This window comes from Flavobacterium sp., from assembly GCF_047602195.1.
GTDB lineage: Bacteria > Bacteroidota > Bacteroidia > Flavobacteriales > Flavobacteriaceae > Flavobacterium.
Map to the genome: position 1 here is coordinate 505,235 of NZ_JASGHW010000002.1, position 18,724 is coordinate 523,958.

Here is an 18,724-nt window from a genome sequence, read left to right on the forward strand (position 1 = left end):
TTTATTTTTTATGTCTAAATGTACTAAAAAATGTCAGGATTAAATACCCCGCGAGGCCAAAAATTACGGCCGACAAAGATGCTAAAATAAAACTACCGATAAGGTATTGGGTCAGATTATTTTTGAGGCTCTCAAAATCGAAAGTCATTTCGGAAAAAGCCGGCGTGGCCGTACCCGTGAACACTTCACCCATTTTGAGCGAACCATAGACCAAAAACGGGATCATCGGCGGAATGCTCACATTCGAAAATGCATAGGCAATGACCTTGTTGAGTCGGAACAAAACCGCGAGAAACAACACGCCGATCGTATGGAAACCCCAAAGCGGCGAAACACCGATGAAAACCCCAAGTGCAATTGACAATGCCTTTTGGGTATTCGAGTCTTCGTTGTGCAGGATGTTCTCGAGCAGGAATTTCTTAAGTCCTTTTTTTTTTAGTTTGCGGATCAAGTCGCGCGGCTTGATATAGACCAACGCGATGGCGACCAACACCGTATTGAGGATGCTGATGCGCGTAAAATCCTTGAACGGCCGGAAATGCGACACGCGTTCGTTGGGATCGTAAAGGATTTGGATCGGGATGTTCTTGACCGGGACGCCTTTCCAGGCCGAACGCACGATGACTTCAATCTCGAATTCGAATTTGTTGGTCACGTATCGCTTGGGAATCAGCTTTAATGGGTAGGCGCGGAAACCCGATTGGGTGTCGTTCATGCGGATGCCCGTTTCAAACCAGAACCAAAAGTTGGAAAAATTGTTTCCGAAACTGCTTTTACCCGGTACGCCTTCCTGTTTCATGTTGCGGCTCCCGATCAGTAACGCATCGCCGGTTTCTTGGATCGCTTCAACAAAAATTGGGATGTCGGTGGCGAAATGCTGCCCATCGGAATCGATCGTGATGGCGTAGTCGTAACCCATCGCCATGGCCTTCTTGAAACCTTCGCGCAAGGCCATTCCTTTGCCTTGGTTTTGCGGAAAATTAATTAGTGTAATTTGGGGATAATCGGCTAAAATTTGCGGAGTTTCATCGGTCGATCCGTCATTGACGACAATCACTTCTGTGGTTTGTTCCAACACGGAATCGAGCACGCGTCTTAAGGTTTTGCGGTTATTATAAGTCGGTACAATAACGCAAAAATGAAGCGGTTTCATTTGGGTTGGGTGTTCCATCGCGGCTTATTTGAGCGCTTTCTTTTCGGCTGCGGTAAAGCTCTTTGACTGGTTGATGAAGTTGCGGATGTAGTCCTTGAGTTCGCCCGCATCTTTGAAATGCTTTACGATCATGGCCTTGTCCTCGGTTTTGTTCGCGCGGTAATTGACAATACGCGGCACACTTTCCTGTACGCTGAGGCGGATCATGCGGATCTCGATGTTGCCGGGCTCGGCGGCGGCGGCGGCATCGATCAACTTGGCCCCTTCTTTCATGAAACTGATTTTCTCGGACAGCTTGCCCGAAAATTTCGACTGCAACGTCAATGCACATCCTTTGTAGGCCACGAGCACCTTGTTGTCGTCGTTGTCTGGAACGATGGCCAACTTATTGGAAAAAGCATCGGCGTTGGCTTCCGATTTGGCCGCATCGGTGTACAATTTCCTGACCTCTGCAATATCGGGATTGCTCAAAAACAAAAAGAAAAGAATCGGAATCAATATTTTCATAACGGTCATTTTTTAGATTAAGGCTACCGACAAGATAATGCGATTTGCCGTGCTTTTTCTTACGCCAAGACTATATTTTCTTATAAGTACTGCCCAGTTTAAGCGCCACGGTTTCACCGAAAGTCGTGGTGTTTTTGACTTTGATCAAACCTTCTTCGGTTTCGTTGATGTCGAGCTCGAGTCTGAGTTCGGGCGTCGCTTCTGGATTGATCAGTGCCATGAATTTCACATTCGAAAGACTTTGCATCATCAATGTTTTTTGCGTGATCTTTTCGGTCAATTCCTTGATGATTTGCATCATGCAAACCCCCGGCATAATCGGGTTTCCTGGAAAATGTCCCTTGAAAACCTCGTGTTTTTCATTGATCAAAAGGACCGCCTCGTGTTTGAGACCGTCCTTTTTCTCCAATGACTGTATGGTGTAAAAATCTTTTAAAAGCATTTTATTTGATGTCAAATGTGTAATTCAAGCCCGCCGAAAATACGACGTTCGTGTGGTTGTTGTCCCAGAAATCAAAAACCGGAATAATTCCTTTTTTGACGCGGGCCTCAATACCGAGGTTTTTGGTGAAATTGTAGCCGACTCCCAATACGAAAGCCAGGTCAATGTCCGATTCGGTATCGTAATAATCGTCGTAATAATAATTGTATCCCAAAGCCGGATCAATATTGACGTCATCGTAATAATAACGGTTTCTGTTCTTGTCCACAATTACATCGACAGTAGGCCCAATGTGAAGATTGAACTTATCGGCAAACGTAAATTTATTGATGAGCCCGATTGAAATATAGGAAACATCAATTTGCGTATCATTCTGGATATACGAATGCGTATTGGTATTGTATTGTGCCCATTCAACTTTCGAGCCCTGTCTCGAATAGTTGAGCTCGGGCTGAAGCGTATAGAATTTAGACAATTTCAACGCACCGTACAAGCCCACATAAAAATCGGTCTTTGAGTTGAATTCCGCCGGACGGTTTCTGTAATACTGCTGGGTTTGCGGATCATACACCGAACCGTTGTCGTAATTATCTCCTTCGGTAAAATGCGAGAAATTCACCCCTGCACGAACGCCCGGTCTAAACGTAACCTGCGCGTCCATTTGCGAAAAAGCGAAACACAACAGTGCCGCGGTCAAGATTCTTTTCATAGTCTTTGTTTATTGGTTTTTGAAATAATTAAATTCAATCCTGAGCTTGAGGTTGTAATGCTGGATCACAATCTTGTCAGCAAAAATATTGTTTTCCGAAATATACTGGATGTTTATTTGTTCTTTTCTTTTGGAAGCGTGGCGGATTTGCGACAGCTTGCCACCGCTTTTGGAAACATACAGGTAATTGTAGCGATTCCCCGATCGGGATTGCAGCACGTTGTTTTCGCCCGCTTCGAATTGCGCTTGGATGTCATATTTTTCGCGTAGCAAAAGCCTAAAATCGGCGACCAAGGTATTGATGAGCATCTTTCGGTCGAGTTCTTCCACGATCGAATTGACCTTGAAATCCGACGCTGAAATCTCAAAATCGAGCAATTTGTTCCCGAATTCGGTCGTAAACACCACGCGGTGTGTCGTCTCGTTGATTTTCTTGGCGATGAAAATCCCACTCAATTCATTGCCGTAGACCGTAATATTGGTCTTGTAGACGTAATCGATTTGGGGATCGGAAAAGTAAGTGGCTTGGTAAACCCCATTTCCCACCGGCTGTTCCGCGAGTGCTTTCACAGGATTGGATCCGCACGAAAACAGCAGCAACGCCAGGCCATTAATTAGTAAAAACGGAATCGTCGACTTTCGCATTCAACACTTTGTTTTTGAAGACAATCCGCGTGTAATCTTCCGAAGATTCCATCAGGCGCACCTGGAGCACGGTATTGTCCTGTTTGTCAAAACTCAATTCGATTTGTTTGATGTATTTTTTGAGCGCCGCGTCTTTGGGGATCAGCCGCGTGATGTTGTAATCCTTGGATTTGAAATAGGAAATCGCAAATTCCTTGTCGTCAAACATATCGCCACTGACGCTGCCCACGATGAGTTTGTTGAGTTTCGCGAAAATCTTGCTGCTGCTCACGTCCATCGCGCTTTTCTTGCCCTCATCGTTGATCAGGATCTTGCCGTTCTTGAACACGATCGTGTAATTATACGGCTTTTTGTACTGCCACAACAACTTATCGGGTTCCTTGAAGTACATTTTTCCGGAAGTTTCGATGTCTTTCGCGAGGAAATCCATGTGTTTGAACTGGGTGAAATCGGTCGAGAGCGACTTGATTTTTTTGGAAACGGCATTGACCGATTGGCGGAAAGTCGCCGCCTCGCTGTCAGTCATTTTCTGTTCCTGCGCATGGCCGATGAAAACCAGCAACAAGAAAAAAGGAAGAATAATTTTAATTTTCATAGGCTTTGAGGTTCAGCAATTGCGCTGTTGGAACCACTTCATAATTTTTTTCGGCCAGGCTTAGCAACAACTGTTCCAGAACCACATTGGTTTCCAGCCGCGTATCGTGCAAAAGTACGACAGAACCCGGAGACAATTGCCTGACAATCCTGTTAAAAATCGCCTGGGTATTTTTGCTGATGCCGTCCATCGAACGGATGTTCCAGCCGATGACTTTGTGTTTGGTGATGGCCAATGCCCGACGGATCGAGGGGTTGGTTACGCCATAAGGCGGGCGAAAAAATGTTGGTTTTTTACCCGTGATTTCTTCAATTAGGTTATCGGTTTCCTTGAGTTCCTTTGTCACGCGGTCTTTGCGGTAAAAGTCAAAAAAATCGCTGTGGCTGTACGAATGGTTCCCGATTTCGTGACCGTCTTGGGCTATTTTACGCAAAATATCGGGATGCTTTTCAATATTTTTGCCGATGCAGAAAAAAGTCGCCTTGGCGTTATGTGTTTTGAGAATTTCGAGAATCTGCAACGTATTTTCATTCGGGCCGTCGTCAAAAGTCAGTGCAATTTTTTGGTCCTTTTCCGATGGATTCGAACAATACGCCTTGACGTGGTAGTTGTACTGGATGAACGACGAACCGATAATATTGGTCACGAACCAAAGCAATAAAATGAATACAAAATACCATCCGCTGACCGGCGCAAAAAAACTCCAGAGCGCCAGCAGACCCAAGACCGAAAGGAAAAAGATCCGTGCAATTAAATGCTTCAAGCTTTTGAAATTAAGGTAAAACTGTGGTCAATGCCGCGGTATTGGTTGTACAGCAAAACGGTTTTGTATTCGGGTTTGGTTTTGCCGTTGGCGCTCAAAATCTGTGGAATATTTTGCAATTTCACGATGTTCGCGCCCACATACAACCCAAAAGCCGAAGCCGTATTGTATTCGCCGCTCAAATGTTTGTAGTACACTTGCGGCGTATCGGCGAAAAGCCCATGGGTCAAGATTTCGTAATAACCGCTGAAATCGGTGTCGCCATTGGTTCCGTCAATCAAAACGTCGATGTCGGAAGCCGACAATCCGTTGGCCGAAAGGAAACTTTCGATCTTTTGCGGAAGCGACGTGATACTGATTTCGTTGATGATTTCCACATCCTTGACCTCCGCATAAGTCGAATTCGATTTTTCATTTTCGAGTACGAAAAATGTCGCGCCTTCGCCAAAAATGGTTCCCGAAGTTTTGGAATTGAGGATTGGAAAAGTGCCTTCTTCGTCTTTTTTGATAAATCCGGCGAGTTTAAACAATGACGCGGTATAATCGGTCATTTCGTCGATGCCGCCAATCAGGACCGAATCGGTTTCTTGTTCCTCGAGCTGCAATTTGCCGTCGAGCAAAGCCGATTCGAACGAGACCGCCGCATTGACATACGTAAAATTGTACGCCTTGCATTGCAATCCGAGTGCGATTTGTGCCGCGACGGTATTGTGTGTCGATTGGATAAAAGAGGTCGGTGTCAGGAATTCTTCGTTGTTGTCGATGATCGCCTTGAGGAATTTGTCGGAATCCTCGATGCAGCCCATTCCGGTTCCGGTGATGATCGCGCCGGGCATTTCGAGGTTCGCTTCCTTCATGGCGACCGCCGAAGCGACGATGCCATTTTTGACGGCCTTCGACATTCTTCTTGCGGCAATCGGAGAGAAATAATCCTTGTACTCGGGTTTTTCGAGCGGCAAGACATTCGTGCTTTCGTTGACTGCAAAAGCCGACGCAAATTCTCCTTCGTTTTTTTGTGCCGAAACACAGCCGATTCCGTTGATATAGGTCCTTTTCATCTAGCTTTTCGAAAAAATTACGGTCGAACAGTTGCCCCCGAATCCAAAGGAATTAGACAACACATGCTCGATATTTTTATGCTTGGTTTCGGTTTGCGGAATCAAATTGAATTCCTCCATCGGCGTCTCGAAATTGAGGTTCGGATACACCACGCCGTTTTGGATGGCCAATACCGAATAGACCGCTTCGATTGCCGCTGCGGCCGCCAAAGTATGACCGGTAAATGCTTTGGTCGAGGAGAAATCGGGAACATTTTCTTCGCCAAAAATGCGGATCACGGCACGGCCTTCGCTCAAATCGTTGTTGGGCGTTGCGGTTCCGTGCATGTTGATGTAATCGATGTCCGATGGCTTGAGATTCGCCAATTTGAATGCTTTTTCCATCGCCAAAAAGGCACCTTCTCCGTTTTCGGAAGAAGCCGTTTGGTGGAACGCATCGTTGGCATTGCCAAAACCCGAAACGTATGCCAATACTTTCTTGTTTTGCTTTTTGACAACTTCATCCGATTCGAGAACCAGGAAAGCCGCGGCTTCGCCAAGATTTAATCCTTTGCGGTTGTGGTCGAATGGCGTGTTATAGGTGTCCGACAGAATCATCAACGTCTTGAAACCATTGATGGTAAATTTGGCCAAAGCATCGGTTCCGCCCACGATTACACGATCGAGTTTTCCGGCATTGATGAGCCGTGCGCCGAGCATGATCGAATTGGCCGCAGACGAGCAGGCCGTACTGATGGTCGTCACAAAACCCTGCAAACCGATTTGCTCGGCAATTTTCTGCGCCACATCGCCGCCGTCGTGCGCACTGATGTATTTGACGAGGTTTTCGTCTTTGAAATAATCGTAATAATGCTTTTCGGTGGTGTCCATGCCGCCGACGCTGGTCGCGGAAATGAGTCCGGTTTTGTACTGGTTGATGTTCGAGATTCCGGCATCTTTGACCGCCTGTTTGGCTGCAATGGCACCGATCATCGCGGTTCGCGTGAAATTATTGTCGGGCGACAATCCGAGTGCTGCGGCGAGTTCCTCGTTGGTTTTCTTGATTTCGCCCACTTTGATCACATTGGCGTGAACCGTCGGAATGTTGTCGATATCGGTGATGGCTTTGCGGCTGTTTACGAGCGCGTCAAAGTTTTCCTCCACCGAATGGCCGATGGCAGAAATGATTCCCATTCCGGTGATGGCTACTTTCATGTAATTTTAGATTTGAGATTTTATGATTTCAGATTGAATCTCCGCAGAAATCTAAAATCTGAAATCAACAATCTGAAATTATTTCGTTCTGTTCGCAGTAATGTAATCGGCCATCGTGTCGATCGACTGGAAAATATTTTTCCCTTCTTTCGGATCGGTCAATTTGATGCCGTAATCCTTGTCCAAAAGCACGATCAATTCGAGTGCATCGATCGAATCCAAGCCCAATCCTTCGCCAAATAACGGATCCGAGTTGCTGATGTCGTCAGCGCTTACATCTTCGAGATTCAAAACCGCTATAATTTTCTCTTTCAATTCTTGTTTTAATGCGTCCATGTTTTTATGTATTGTATAATGTTTCTAAATTTTGTGGGTTGTTTTCCAAAACACCTTGTTCCTCAACCAGGTAAAGGAAAGCATCGTATTCGTTTGCGAAAAATTCGACCCAGCCGCAAAGTACTTTTCCCGCCTTTTGCGTTTGCAGCAGAACATTCGCGTAATCAGCCATAAATGCCGGATTGAACGCGTCAAATATAAAGAAAGAATTCTCACTTTTCAATTGGTGGCGGATACTAATTTCGCCGAGACAGATATTGGGCAAGGTATAGACGAAAACCGCCGGGCTTGGGAAATAGCTCTGCTTGTCGGCGATGGATTCCTGGTATTTGACATCGGTATCGAGCGAGGAGGATCGGTTGGCCAAAAGCAAGGCGATGTCGTTTTCGTTTTCCGGATCGATTTCGTTTTTGAGCAACACTTCGGCACCCAGGAAAGCCAGTTTGCTCAAATGATCCATTTTGAAAAATTTGAGGTAATTAACTTCTAATGCTTTGTATGCAAGCTTTGAGAATACAGAAAAGTCATTTTTATCGGTTTCGAAAACGACATTCCCATCATGGATCAATTGTCCATTTCTGAGGCGGCACCAGGATTTTATGTAGGTTTTGTTTTCCAAGATTATTTGATTTTTTCGAACAATACTGCCGTGTTGCAGCCTCCAAAACCGGAAGCCGTTTTGAGGAAAATGTCGATTTCCTTTTCGTGGTTTTCCTTGATGACCTCGATCGGTTGGCTCACACCGATTTCGTCAAAACCCATCGAAGCAAACAGTCGGTTTCTGTTCATCGATTCGATCCCGATGACGGTTTCGAGTAAACCCGAGGCGCCGAGCGTATGGCCATAATAGCCCTTGAGGCTGTTGATCGGGACATTTTGCAATCCCAAACGGTTGAACGCAATGGCTTCCATTTCGTCGTTGAACGGAGTCGCCGTCCCATGCGCGGATATGTAATCGATTTGTTGAGCATCCATCTTTGCTTCTTTCATCGCACTTTCGATACTGCGGAACAAGCCTTCACCCGTACGCGATGGTCCCGAAATATGGTTGGCGTCATTAATCGATCCGTCACCGAGGATTTTGGCCTTGGCGTGGGCCGGATCGCTAGTGACCCAAACTGCCGCAGTGGCTTCCCCCAACGTCACCCCGGTTCGGTTCGCAGAATAAGGCTTGCACGGCAAATCACTCATCGCCTGGAATGAGTTGAAACCAGAAAGAACAAATTCTGAAACCAAGTCTCCGCTGACCACAAACGCTTCGTCGTACAAATTGGCCTGGATCATCCGCTTGGCAATGGCTACGGCCAATATCCCCGAAACACAGGCATTCGACACCACAATCGGTTCGGCTTGGAAACCAAAATGATCCGCAACCGTGCGTGCCAACTGCGAAAGTTGGGCTTTCTGGATCGGCTGCTGCGGATTTTCCAACGCCGTAATATTTCCTTTGGTCGTCGAAAGTATAAAAGCAGTCCTCGGATTCAATTTGGATTGGGATTGGGCTATTATCGGAGCCAATGCCAAAATCATCATTCGTTCCAGTTTGGTGTAATTATCTACATTTTTTATTTGTGAAGCGGCCTTATCCAATTCATCCTTATCCAGCATGGCCGCATGAAACGGATGTTCCATGAGTTGCCGGTCAGTGAATTGGGAAATCCCCGAACGACCCGAAAGAATGTTTTCGACATTCGTTTCTACATCAAAACCCATGGGCGTGATGCAATTGGTAGCGGAAATGTATACGTCTTTTGCCATCTTATTTGATCAATCCTACTTTGCGTTTCCACGCTTCAAAAAATGGTGGGTTCGTCAATTGCAGTTCTCCTTTCGGATCGAGGAAAACCTGAATTGTTTCCCCTGTACACGCAATTTCATTGTTGGCATCAAAGATCTTGTACCGAAAAATCATCTTGGCGGCAGGCGTGTCGACAATGGTCGTCTCGATGCGCGCCACATCGCCATAACGCAACGACAATTTGTGCTCGCAGGAGGATTTTACAATCGGCGTGGTGTAACCGCTGTCGAACACATCGAGGTACGAAATACCATGCTTGCGACCGAATGCCTCGCGACCGTCCTCAAAATAAGTAATGTAGTAGCCATGCCAAACAATGCCGAGCGGGTCGGTCTCGTTGAATCGCACGCGGATTTCCTGGCTTACCGTCAGTTGTTCGGCTTCGTTAAACGGTTCTTTTTTTCTTGTCATAAAACAGGGCGATAATCGTGGTCACTATAAAAAATAAAAACAACAGGCTGATTTCGGGCAAAATGTCCACCAAACCGACGTTGCGCAAAATCACGTCGTAAAAGGCATTGAGTCCCCAATTCATGGGCGAACATTGGGCGATGACCTGCATCATTTTGGGCATCGCGAAAACCGGCACCCAAACCCCACCAATGGCCGCGAGGATGATGACACTCGTCGATCCAAATGGCGCGGACTGTTCCTGGGTCTTGGCAATGGTTCCGACCAATATTCCGTAACCGATGGCCGCAAATCCACAGAAAAGTGCCACGATGCTCATCAACAAGAAGTTATGATCGACGTTCAAGGCCGGCAATCCGATGTGCGGGAACAAATACACCGCCACAGCCAACATCATATAAAACTGGATCATGCAGATGATCAGGTAGGTAATGGTTTTTCCGGCGATAACGACCATTCCTTGTACCGGATTGGTGCGCAGCCGCACGAAAGTGCCCTGGCTCTTTTCCTTGACAATATTGATCGAAAGCGGAATCACGATAAAGAACATCGCAAACAAGGTCCAGGCCGGTACGTTATGCTGTACCGAATTGGGTTTGATTTCCTTGTTGTTGACCCTCGGTACGATTTCCTTGAAGTTGATGAAACTTTTCTGCTCGAAATTGAAATCGCTCTCACCCAATTGTTCCTGGAACGCAGCATAAATCGATTGGGTTTCAATCTGCGAGATCATTTTGTCGATCGAACTCATGACGGCATTTTTGAAACTCAATTGCACCGCCGGGTCAAAATACAATTTGACTTCTTTTTGTGTAATGAACTTCTTTTCTTTTTTTACTGCTGTAGAATCGACCAATCCGAAATTGCTCAGGATCTGGTCTACGTTCTGGTCAATCTTGCTTTGCAAATCCTGGCTCAGGTTTTTCGGGATCACGATGGCCAATTGGTATTTGCCTTTGAAAACGGCTTCTTTGGCTTGTTCCTCGGTAATGTTTTGGTTATCAAATTGGGTCAGTACGCTGAATGCCTGGCTTTTTTCGAGATTTTCAAAAACCGATTCGGAGACTTTCCCATTGTCGTGATTGACGAGCAAAATCGGGATTTTGGCATCGCTGACTTTCTTAAATGTATTGTCCTGGATCAGGGTTACCGTAATAATCAATACCAATGGCATGATGAACAAGATGATCACACCGCCCAAGTCGCGTTTGAGCAACAGGATTTCCTTGAGGACAGACATGTATAACTTATAGACCATCGCGCAATCCTTTACCGGTTAATGATAGAAAAACATCTTCGAGGTCTTTCGCGTTGGGCGTCAGTTCGATCAAGGCTTGGGGCGTATTCTTGGCAAACACGCGTCCGCAATCGACAATGGCAATATCGGTACAGAATTCCTGCGCCTCGGCCAAATGGTGCGACGTGTAGATGATCGTAGTCCCGTTCGCATTGAGTTTTTGCAGGTATTCGATAATGGCATTCTTCGACTGTACGTCTACCCCAACGGTGGGTTCATCGAGAAACAACACTTTGGGCTGGTGCAAAATGCCGGCGATAAGGTTCACGCGGCGTTTCATTCCGCCTGAAAAGGTCTCGACGCGTTTGTCGGCAAATTTCAAAAGTCCAAGAAATTCAAGGCTTTCAACTACTTTATCTTTGAGTTCGGATCCTTTGAGTCCGTACATGCTGCCAAAATACATGAGGTTTTCACGCGCCGTCAAGGTCGGATAAAGCGCATACTCCTGAGGGACGACCCCAATGATTTTCTTGATGGCGAACGCATTTTTGTCGTAATTCAATCCGTTGATGGTAAAATGCCCCGAAGTCGGTTCGATCAGCCCGCATAGGATTGAAATCAACGTACTTTTCCCCGCGCCATTAGGTCCCAGCAATCCAAAAATTTCCCCTTCGAGGATTTCGAGCGAAAAATGGTTCAGCGAATACGTCTCGGCATCCCTGTACTTTTTGGCAAGGTCATTTATTTGGATAATCGGCTGCAAAATAATCTAGCTGATGGCTTTTTTTAATTCTTTGAAGAAGGCTTCCTCGAGATCGGCAATGTGCAACATTTCCTTCGAAAGCGTATTGTACACATCGGTTTGCGAGCTCCTGTTCTTGTAAACGCGCGAGGCATTCACGGCAAAATCACGCCACAAATCGCCAATCTTGGTCATTTCCAAAGATAATGCTTTTAATTTTTCGTTGTTCAGGACGACGGCTGCTTCTTGTAAAAAAGCCGCATAGATAAAGCGAAAACCGCCGCCTCCGGTACCGATTTCTTCCTGCATCCGCACAATCTGGGCGAGGTAATGGTTGGCTTTTTTCGTACCGAGCTTATCGGCCCATTTCGGGATTTTTCGCGCCACGGTGCGGATTCCTTTTACGCCGACATAAGGCACCGGCGCCAGCATGTCGCGGCAGGTTTCCTTGATTCCTTTGATGATTGCCTGTGGCAAATCGGATGTCTTGGGAATAGAGGTCGGATAATACATCTGTCCTTTTGGAGCGAACGCCCCTTTGGCAAAACGCACTTTCTCCATATCCTGATGGGTCAGTGTCGTGACATGTTCCATGACCGGATCGCTTACGAGGTAATCGGTTTCGGTCTTGCCATAGACCACGCAATTGTGCGCGTTGAAATGGAAACGGTATTCGTCCGGGAAATAGGTCAGGCCGAAAACACCGACCTGCAAACCCGTCGGGATGTTGTTTTTGAGGTTTTCGTCCAATGCTTTTTCAGCGGCCTTCGGGTTCGAAAACTTGACGCGCTTGACATTGAATCCGAGTCGCTTGGCGGCCTTGTTGAAAATCGTTCCGGGCATCGGGCGATACGAAATCGCAGGGGCGTGGTTGACCTGCAAAAATGGGATGTAAACAAAAAACAATCCCGATCCGATTCCGAAAATCATCGGCTCGCTGATCTCAAATCCGTTGTGCTTGAGCAAGTTTGACGCGACGCCGTTTTCGCAATGCGCCGATTGGTGGTGGGTGAATCCTAATTCCATTATTCGGCTTTGAATTTTTTGAGTTCCGAAAGCGAAATGTTGAACGCATCGGCATAACGCTGCAGAACACGGTCGCTGAGCCCAACAAAAACCTTGGGCTTGAAGTGCTTTTTGATGCGCCATTTCCACATGCCCACATATCCGGCTAGTACATTCATGTCCATTTTGTTGAGTTCCATGAAATAAACAATCGGGCTGGCATTGCCTTCCTTGACGCGTTGTTTGGCTTCTTCGATTCGTTCGTTGATGTCCTCGAGCGAGTTAGACAATGCGATGGTCTTGGGCTCCCATCCCGAACTGAGTGCAGTCGTGTAATTGCCATTTTCATCGGTGGCATACACCAATTCTTTCATGTTGCTTTTGGAAAGATTGCCTTCATCCTGCGGTACTTCATTCTTTTTCATCTGTGAGTGCTTATTTTCCAGGTCGAACCTGAAGTTTATTTTATTTCGAAGCCGATGCCTTGGCGGTTTCCTGAATGAACAGGTTGATTTCGCCTTCGAGCAACAACTGGCCCCCGCAAGTGGTTTTGCAACCCATCGTACACAAGGTGTAATCGTCGGTGACGAATTGGGATACGAAAGTGGCGAGTGTGGTTATGGTTTGTCCAGCTTTGGGCAAAGCATGGATTTTTAAGGTCTTGAGTGCGCTGATGAACCCGATGACGTCCACATTTTCGCGGTCTTCATTGTTTTCATCCACATAATAGCCTTTGGCCACGATGGCCGAACAAGTCTGGGCGGCATTTTCAATCAGTCCGGCTTCCACGAAAATGCCGTCCTGTACAAAAATATTGTCGGATTTGATTTCGAAAACCGTCTCGACAATCTCATGGTTCATCTTGAGGATCCAATCGACCATGAGCATCGGTGCGCGATGCGGCAGGTAATTGTTGATATCGATTGGGGCCATCTCCATAGCGTTTATTTTGCGAGAACCGTTTTCATTTGCCCTGAAGCAATCTCATTTCCGTTGACTGTAGTCGATATTTGCACCATTGTAATTCCGGCGAATTCCTGCAGAATGGTTACCGCGGTTTCTATTTCATCGCCCAATTGGGGCAATGCTTTGATTTCAACGCCGCTGATCGAACCGATGTAACCTGTTGGTGCCATTTCCTGGCGCAGGTAAAATTGATAGCCCGTGTGCAAAGCCACCGTTTGCGCCATGTGCTCGATCAATCCCGGTTCGAGGAAAGTTCCGTCTTTGTAAAAAATATTGTCTTCGACCACTTCAAGTCCGGCCACAATTGACGTTTCTGAATAAGACAGCAGTTTGTCGACCATGACAAATGGAAATTTCTGCGGAATCAGGTTGCCCACAAATCGCTTGTCGTATATGGGTTGTGCGAGTTCCATCAGCAAACGGTTAAATAAGCGTAAGCAAAAGAGAATCGGCCGCTTTCCGGAACCGACAACAAGATTTTTTGGCCCTTTTGGAGTTGCCCCGAATTGAGCAATTCTTCCAAAGCCAAATAAATTGAGGCAGAACCGACATTGCCCACGCGGCCCAAATTCATGAACCATTTTTCATCGGCAACGCCTACGCCTTTTTCGTCGAGCGCCTTTTTGAGTCCGGCCACGAAATAATGCGAAGATACGTGTGGCAGGAAATAATCGATATCGGCAGCAGTGATGTTGTTCTTGCGCATCGCCTCGCTCATGCTTTCGGCGCCTTTGACCAAGATGTGTTCGTCGAGCAACTTGACGTCCTGTTTGATCGAGAAAATCGATTCCTTGAGCCATTGGTCCGGATGGTAATCGCTCCAGGGTTTGATCGAACCGTCATCTTGTTTGTCGCCGCCGGCGTACATACAGGCTTCGAGTTCGTGTGCATAAGAAAACGCATCCATCCATTCAATCTTGAGCGAAACGCCGTCTTTGCGCGGCTGGTTTTCCAAAAGGAAGGCACCCGCACCGTCGGACAGCATCCAACGCAAAAAGTCTTTCTTGAAAGCGATAATCGGCTGTTCCTCGAGGTTTTTGAGGTTGACGATTTCCTGTTCGTATTTGTCGGCCATCATCCAGGTCGAAACCCTTTCGGAACCGGTACAGACGGCATTTTTGGTATTGCCTGATTTGATCGAAAGATAACCGAATTTGAGCGAGTTCATCCCCGCGCAACACACACCGGTCGAGGAATTGAGCTCTACCGATTGGTTTTTGAGCAATCCGTGCACCATGGCGGCATGCGACGGAAGGAAATTATCTGGCGTCGAAGTCCCGCACGAGAGGCATTCCATGTCCTTTGCGGTGAAGTTTGCATCGTACAATTTTTCGATGGCCAATTGGGTCAGCTCGGCATTGTTGTGGGTCGGATTGCCTTGTTTGTCGACGGCATAATGCCTGCTGGTAATCCGGTTGTTTCGGAGAATAATTCTTCTCGCTTTGGAGGCCGCGTCATTGATTAATCCCAAATAAGCTTCCATTTCATCATTAGAAATGGCTTCATTTGGCAAATATTTCCCAGCTTTTGTAATATAAACTTCGAACATAATTTATTTTCGTCTTCTAAACCCCTTGTAAATACTGGGTTTCTCTCTTTATGCTATTAATCTTTAACGGGTATGTAAAAACATGCAATATATATACAATTGGCGAGATTAACCAAATTGCAAGGAACAAATACACATAAAAAACTTTCAGCCAAATTTTTCGCGAATTTCTCTTTTTATGGATCAAATTTGACCATTTATTGAAGATTTTATTAGCCGTCTTGTCCACCTTGACCAGATAAGAACTGATTCTTACCGCCCCGTGGGCTACCAGTTCGGGTTGCAAGCCGTCCCATTGGTTCGATTGGAGTTTGGAAAGGATGATTTTTCCAAATTGATCCGATTCATCAATGTCTTTCTGCGACACGCCCGGCAACGGAAAAATGCCCAGGTGTTTTTTCTTGACCCCCGAAAACATCCATTCGACAATCGTGATCACCGAAATCAAGTTTCCGACACGATCGACCAAGGCCACATTGCCGACGAGTTTTGCGCCATTTTCCTGCAACAATTTCTTGATTTTTTCCTGCGCCATGACCCACATGTTGCGTGATCCGCTGATCGTGACCACTGGCGTATCCTTGAGTAAAATCTTGGCTTGGTCGCTTTTGAGGAACGAATTGATCGGAATCGATGGCGACAAATACCAAACCTGGTAATGGAACAAAATTAAATCGTATCGCTGGCCCAGGATTTCCTGTGGAACAGGTTCCAATTCGGTCGGAATCTGCAAAAAAGACTCGGGAAAAGCATCAAAAAAAGCCTCCTTGTTCCAAGGAAACGGAAAAGGTTTGACCAGTTTGATTTCGTGAAAAGTCAGGTTAACTTCCTCGTTTTCGAGCAACGGCTTGGCAATGTTTTGCGCGATTTCCTTGAGCTGTCCGGATTGGGAATAATAGATAACCAGAACGTTTTTCATCCTTTGTAAAATTTTGGTGCAAATTTAATCGAAAAAATACAGTTTGTTGTTAATTCGGTTTTATTTCCTTGAAAGTCCTGCGTTTATCCGAGCGTTTGGTGTGCAACCACTCGGGCCAGTCGGTTTCATCATCGGCGTCGTAAATGCGCAATTGCTGGTTTTCGTCCTCGATCAGGAAATCATCGCTGTGACAACCCAACACCGCAGCGGCCGCTACCACACCCGAATGCGTCGCACCGCCCACCCCATGCGATAATGTACTGGCGCCGCACAGGTACAGGTTTTCGAATTCGGTTTTGTTTTTATACGAAAATGGCCCGACTTGGCGCAGCGTTTTCTCGGTTCCGTAGACATTGCCCCTGGTAGAATTGATGTAGAACTCGTTGGTTTTGGGCGTTCCGAGTTCTACCTGAACGATGTGCTGTTTTGCGCCCGGAATCAATTGCTCGATGTTGTTCAGGAACTTAGCGGTGACTTTGCGTTTGAAATCGGCATAGGCTTCGTCGTGGTAATCGCCCTGCTGCTTGAGTCCGCGCAGGTTTTCATAATCGACATAGGTCACGATTTCAAAATTGTGGTAACGCCCGTTGAAACTCGCCGGATCCTTGAGCGTCGTGCAACTGATGAACACCGCCGGAAATGCATCGCCATGGGTCAAATCTTCTTTCATCAAGGTTTGGAAATGCGCGTCGATGTCTTGGTCTTTGATGAGCCAGATGTTGCCCGAATCGATGCCGAACGGCGTCACATCCATGTCCAATGTCAAAAACAAAATCAACGAAGTGACCGAATATTTGGTGTTTTCGAGTTTTTTGCGAAGCGATTTTCCGAGGTTTTCTTTGCCAACCAAATCCAGGTAAGTAATGGACGGATCGGCATTGGAAATGATATTTTTGGCAAAAATTTGCGTGCCGTTGTCCAATTCAACGCCAATCGCTTTTTTGCCCTCCAGTACTATTTTGTTGACTTTCTGTTCCACACGAATCTGGCCGCCGTGGCGTTTGACCGCGTTGGTCATCGCCTTGATGAGTCCGCCGCCGCCGCCCATCGGGTAAAAACCACCGTCGAAATAATGCCCCATGACCGAGCAATGCACCGGGAAACACGCGCGATTCGGAGGCAATCCATGGTCGCCGCATTGCACATTCAAAATCGCCTTGAGCATCGGATCCTTGATGTGCCAACCGATGACTTTCTGGAGCGGAAACAACGCAAATTTTCCAAAATTCTTGGTACGGAACGGAACCGTTATCTTTTGCCACCAGCCTTTGAGCTTGGGCATCAATTGCAATTCGCGGTTGACGTTTTGGATCAATTTGAGGTATTCGGCGACGTTTTTCTGTTCTTTGGGAAAACGTTGCGCGAGTGCCGACTCAAGGTTTTCGATCCCCGAAGGCATATCGAATTTTTCGTTTCCAATCAGGCAATGCTCATAGCCCTTTTTGTTCATCCGAAAAAACACCAAATCGTTGGCGATGCCAAGGCTTCGGTACAATTCATGCGTCGTCTGGCCTTTTTCCATGAGCCCGACGTAATGCACGCCCGGGCTGAATCGTTGCCCACCGATTGTAAAACTATGGCTCCAACCGCCCGGAACATAATGTTGTTCGAGTACGAGTACCTTTTGCCCTGCGCGCGCCAAACAAATTGCCGCTGCCAAACCTCCTACGCCGGAGCCAATAATGACCGTGTCAAATTCTCCCATATCTTGAGGTTTCGGCTAAAATACGAAACGAAGTATTGGAACAGTTGTTAAACTTTAGTTTCTGTGCTGATTTTCAATTCGGTCCCAAAAATCGAAGTAATTGAACCATTGCAGCGGATATTTCTGGACCATCTGCTCGACACTGCCGATGTATTCCCCAAGCAATGCCTGCTCGTCGCGGTGCTTGACCTGGGCTTCACGCGCATACAGATGGTAATGCAGTTTGGGTTCTTTCATCACATAGACAAAAACGACCGGGACTTTGAGACGCGAGGCAATCAGGAACGGGCCGGCCGGAAATTTAGCCGTTTCCCCAAGCAAATTCCCTGAAAGCGATTTGACGCCCTCGAAATAACGGTCACCTGTAAAACAAACCAGTTCATTGCGCGCCAATGCTGCGTTGATGTCAAAAATATGCGACAAATCTTCCTTGATGATGATGAATTTGATGCTCGATTTTTGGGTGATGCTTTCGAGGTAATTCTTGATGGCGGAATGTTCCAGATCGGTGGTGACCAAATTGATTTGGAAATCGAGGTCAATCTCTCCGAAAAAATGTTCGGCGATTTCAAAATTCCCCATGTGTGCGCTGATCAGCACGCCACCTTTTTTCTCAGCCAACAAGCGTTTGAGCGTTTCCACACCATCGAATTCATAGGTAAAACTGTCACGCATTCCGGCCGAAATCGAAACCTTGTCGATGATGGTCTGGCCAAACGTGAAATAACTTTTGAAAACACAAATCTTGGCCTTGAACCACGAATAGCCGAGCCTTTGCCTGAAATAATAAAAAATCGCGCGGTTGCTTCTGCGCAGGAACAAGAAGTAATACGTGGCGACGAAAAACAAGATGAAATAAGCCGTGCGCACGCCCGCTTTCTTGATAAAGAAAACAAAGATCTTGTATCCCAGAACGGTTCCTTTCGATTTACCTTCCCATTGCGCCATAGCTGAACGACTGTTAAAAAAAAACTTCCGGTTTCGGAAGTT

23 protein-coding genes are annotated in these 18,724 nt (G+C 46.5%); all 23 read right to left on the bottom strand.

Annotation, left to right across the window (positions count from 1 at the left end; translation table 11 throughout):
* Position 1: 1 nt before the first annotated feature.
* Positions 2-1,171, bottom strand: a complete 1,170-nt coding sequence (locus QM717_RS03210; protein WP_415034768.1) for a DUF2062 domain-containing protein — start codon at positions 1,169-1,171, stop codon at positions 2-4.
* Positions 1,172-1,177: 6 nt separating this feature from the next.
* Complete coding sequence (locus QM717_RS03215) at positions 1,178-1,660, bottom strand: hypothetical protein (protein ID WP_415034770.1); 483 nt, start codon at positions 1,658-1,660, stop codon at positions 1,178-1,180.
* Between the two features lie 70 nt (positions 1,661-1,730).
* Positions 1,731-2,102: a 3-hydroxyacyl-ACP dehydratase gene (locus QM717_RS03220; protein WP_415034772.1), complete on the bottom strand. Its 372-nt coding sequence runs from the start codon at positions 2,100-2,102 to the stop codon at positions 1,731-1,733.
* 1 nt (position 2,103) lies between these two features.
* Positions 2,104-2,811: an outer membrane beta-barrel protein gene (locus QM717_RS03225; protein ID WP_415034774.1), complete on the bottom strand. Its 708-nt coding sequence runs from the start codon at positions 2,809-2,811 to the stop codon at positions 2,104-2,106.
* 9 nt (positions 2,812-2,820) lie between these two features.
* Entirely contained in the window at positions 2,821-3,456 is a 636-nt protein-coding gene (locus QM717_RS03230) for a hypothetical protein (RefSeq protein ID WP_415034776.1), read from the bottom strand.
* A complete protein-coding gene (locus QM717_RS03235) occupies positions 3,422-4,051 on the bottom strand; it encodes a LolA family protein (RefSeq protein ID WP_415034778.1) in 630 nt (209 codons plus the stop codon). The genes QM717_RS03230 and QM717_RS03235 overlap by 35 nt, the downstream gene beginning before the upstream one ends.
* A complete protein-coding gene (locus tag QM717_RS03240; RefSeq protein ID WP_415034780.1) occupies positions 4,041-4,814 on the bottom strand; it encodes a polysaccharide deacetylase family protein in 774 nt (257 codons plus the stop codon). Before QM717_RS03240 ends, QM717_RS03235 begins: the two co-directional genes overlap by 11 nt.
* Complete coding sequence (locus QM717_RS03245; RefSeq protein ID WP_415034782.1) at positions 4,811-5,872, bottom strand: beta-ketoacyl synthase N-terminal-like domain-containing protein; 1,062 nt, start codon at positions 5,870-5,872, stop codon at positions 4,811-4,813. Before QM717_RS03245 ends, QM717_RS03240 begins: the two co-directional genes overlap by 4 nt.
* A complete protein-coding gene (locus QM717_RS03250) occupies positions 5,873-7,066 on the bottom strand; it encodes a beta-ketoacyl-[acyl-carrier-protein] synthase family protein (RefSeq protein WP_415034784.1) in 1,194 nt (397 codons plus the stop codon).
* A gap of 78 nt (positions 7,067-7,144) precedes the next feature.
* A complete protein-coding gene (locus QM717_RS03255) occupies positions 7,145-7,402 on the bottom strand; it encodes a phosphopantetheine-binding protein (RefSeq protein WP_415034786.1) in 258 nt (85 codons plus the stop codon).
* Between the two features lie 4 nt (positions 7,403-7,406).
* A complete protein-coding gene (locus QM717_RS03260) occupies positions 7,407-7,862 on the bottom strand; it encodes a 3-oxoacyl-ACP synthase (RefSeq protein WP_415034788.1) in 456 nt (151 codons plus the stop codon).
* A gap of 161 nt (positions 7,863-8,023) precedes the next feature.
* Entirely contained in the window at positions 8,024-9,160 is a 1,137-nt protein-coding gene (locus QM717_RS03265) for a beta-ketoacyl synthase N-terminal-like domain-containing protein (protein ID WP_415034790.1), read from the bottom strand.
* A 1-nt stretch (position 9,161) separates the two neighbouring features.
* On the bottom strand, positions 9,162-9,611 hold the full coding sequence (locus QM717_RS03270; protein WP_415034792.1) for an acyl-CoA thioesterase: 450 nt from the start codon (positions 9,609-9,611) through the stop codon (positions 9,162-9,164).
* Positions 9,586-10,869 (bottom strand): ABC transporter permease, encoded by a 1,284-nt coding sequence (locus QM717_RS03275; RefSeq protein WP_415034794.1) that lies wholly within the window; start codon positions 10,867-10,869, stop codon positions 9,586-9,588. Before QM717_RS03275 ends, QM717_RS03270 begins: the two co-directional genes overlap by 26 nt.
* Positions 10,859-11,611 (bottom strand): ABC transporter ATP-binding protein, encoded by a 753-nt coding sequence (locus QM717_RS03280; protein ID WP_415034796.1) that lies wholly within the window; start codon positions 11,609-11,611, stop codon positions 10,859-10,861. The genes QM717_RS03275 and QM717_RS03280 overlap by 11 nt, the downstream gene beginning before the upstream one ends.
* A 6-nt stretch (positions 11,612-11,617) precedes the next feature.
* The gene (locus tag QM717_RS03285) at positions 11,618-12,616 is read right to left on the bottom strand and encodes a BtrH N-terminal domain-containing protein (protein ID WP_415034798.1); all 999 of its coding nucleotides are present in this window, start codon (positions 12,614-12,616) and stop codon (positions 11,618-11,620) included.
* Positions 12,616-13,020, bottom strand: coding sequence for a hypothetical protein (locus QM717_RS03290; RefSeq protein WP_415034800.1), 405 nt, complete (start codon positions 13,018-13,020; stop codon positions 12,616-12,618). The genes QM717_RS03285 and QM717_RS03290 overlap by 1 nt, the downstream gene beginning before the upstream one ends.
* A gap of 40 nt (positions 13,021-13,060) precedes the next feature.
* On the bottom strand, positions 13,061-13,528 hold the full coding sequence (locus tag QM717_RS03295) for an ABC transporter permease (RefSeq protein WP_415034802.1): 468 nt from the start codon (positions 13,526-13,528) through the stop codon (positions 13,061-13,063).
* An 11-nt stretch (positions 13,529-13,539) separates the two neighbouring features.
* Complete coding sequence (locus tag QM717_RS03300; protein ID WP_415034804.1) at positions 13,540-13,974, bottom strand: hypothetical protein; 435 nt, start codon at positions 13,972-13,974, stop codon at positions 13,540-13,542.
* On the bottom strand, positions 13,974-15,110 hold the full coding sequence (locus QM717_RS03305) for a beta-ketoacyl-ACP synthase III (RefSeq protein WP_415034806.1): 1,137 nt from the start codon (positions 15,108-15,110) through the stop codon (positions 13,974-13,976). Before QM717_RS03305 ends, QM717_RS03300 begins: the two co-directional genes overlap by 1 nt.
* A 16-nt stretch (positions 15,111-15,126) precedes the next feature.
* Entirely contained in the window at positions 15,127-16,029 is a 903-nt protein-coding gene (locus QM717_RS03310) for a flavodoxin family protein (RefSeq protein ID WP_415034808.1), read from the bottom strand.
* A gap of 49 nt (positions 16,030-16,078) precedes the next feature.
* Positions 16,079-17,734: a phytoene desaturase family protein gene (locus tag QM717_RS03315; protein ID WP_415034810.1), complete on the bottom strand. Its 1,656-nt coding sequence runs from the start codon at positions 17,732-17,734 to the stop codon at positions 16,079-16,081.
* Positions 17,735-17,788: 54 nt separating this feature from the next.
* Positions 17,789-18,682: a lipid A biosynthesis acyltransferase gene (locus QM717_RS03320; RefSeq protein WP_415034812.1), complete on the bottom strand. Its 894-nt coding sequence runs from the start codon at positions 18,680-18,682 to the stop codon at positions 17,789-17,791.
* Positions 18,683-18,724: the final 42 nt, after the last annotated feature.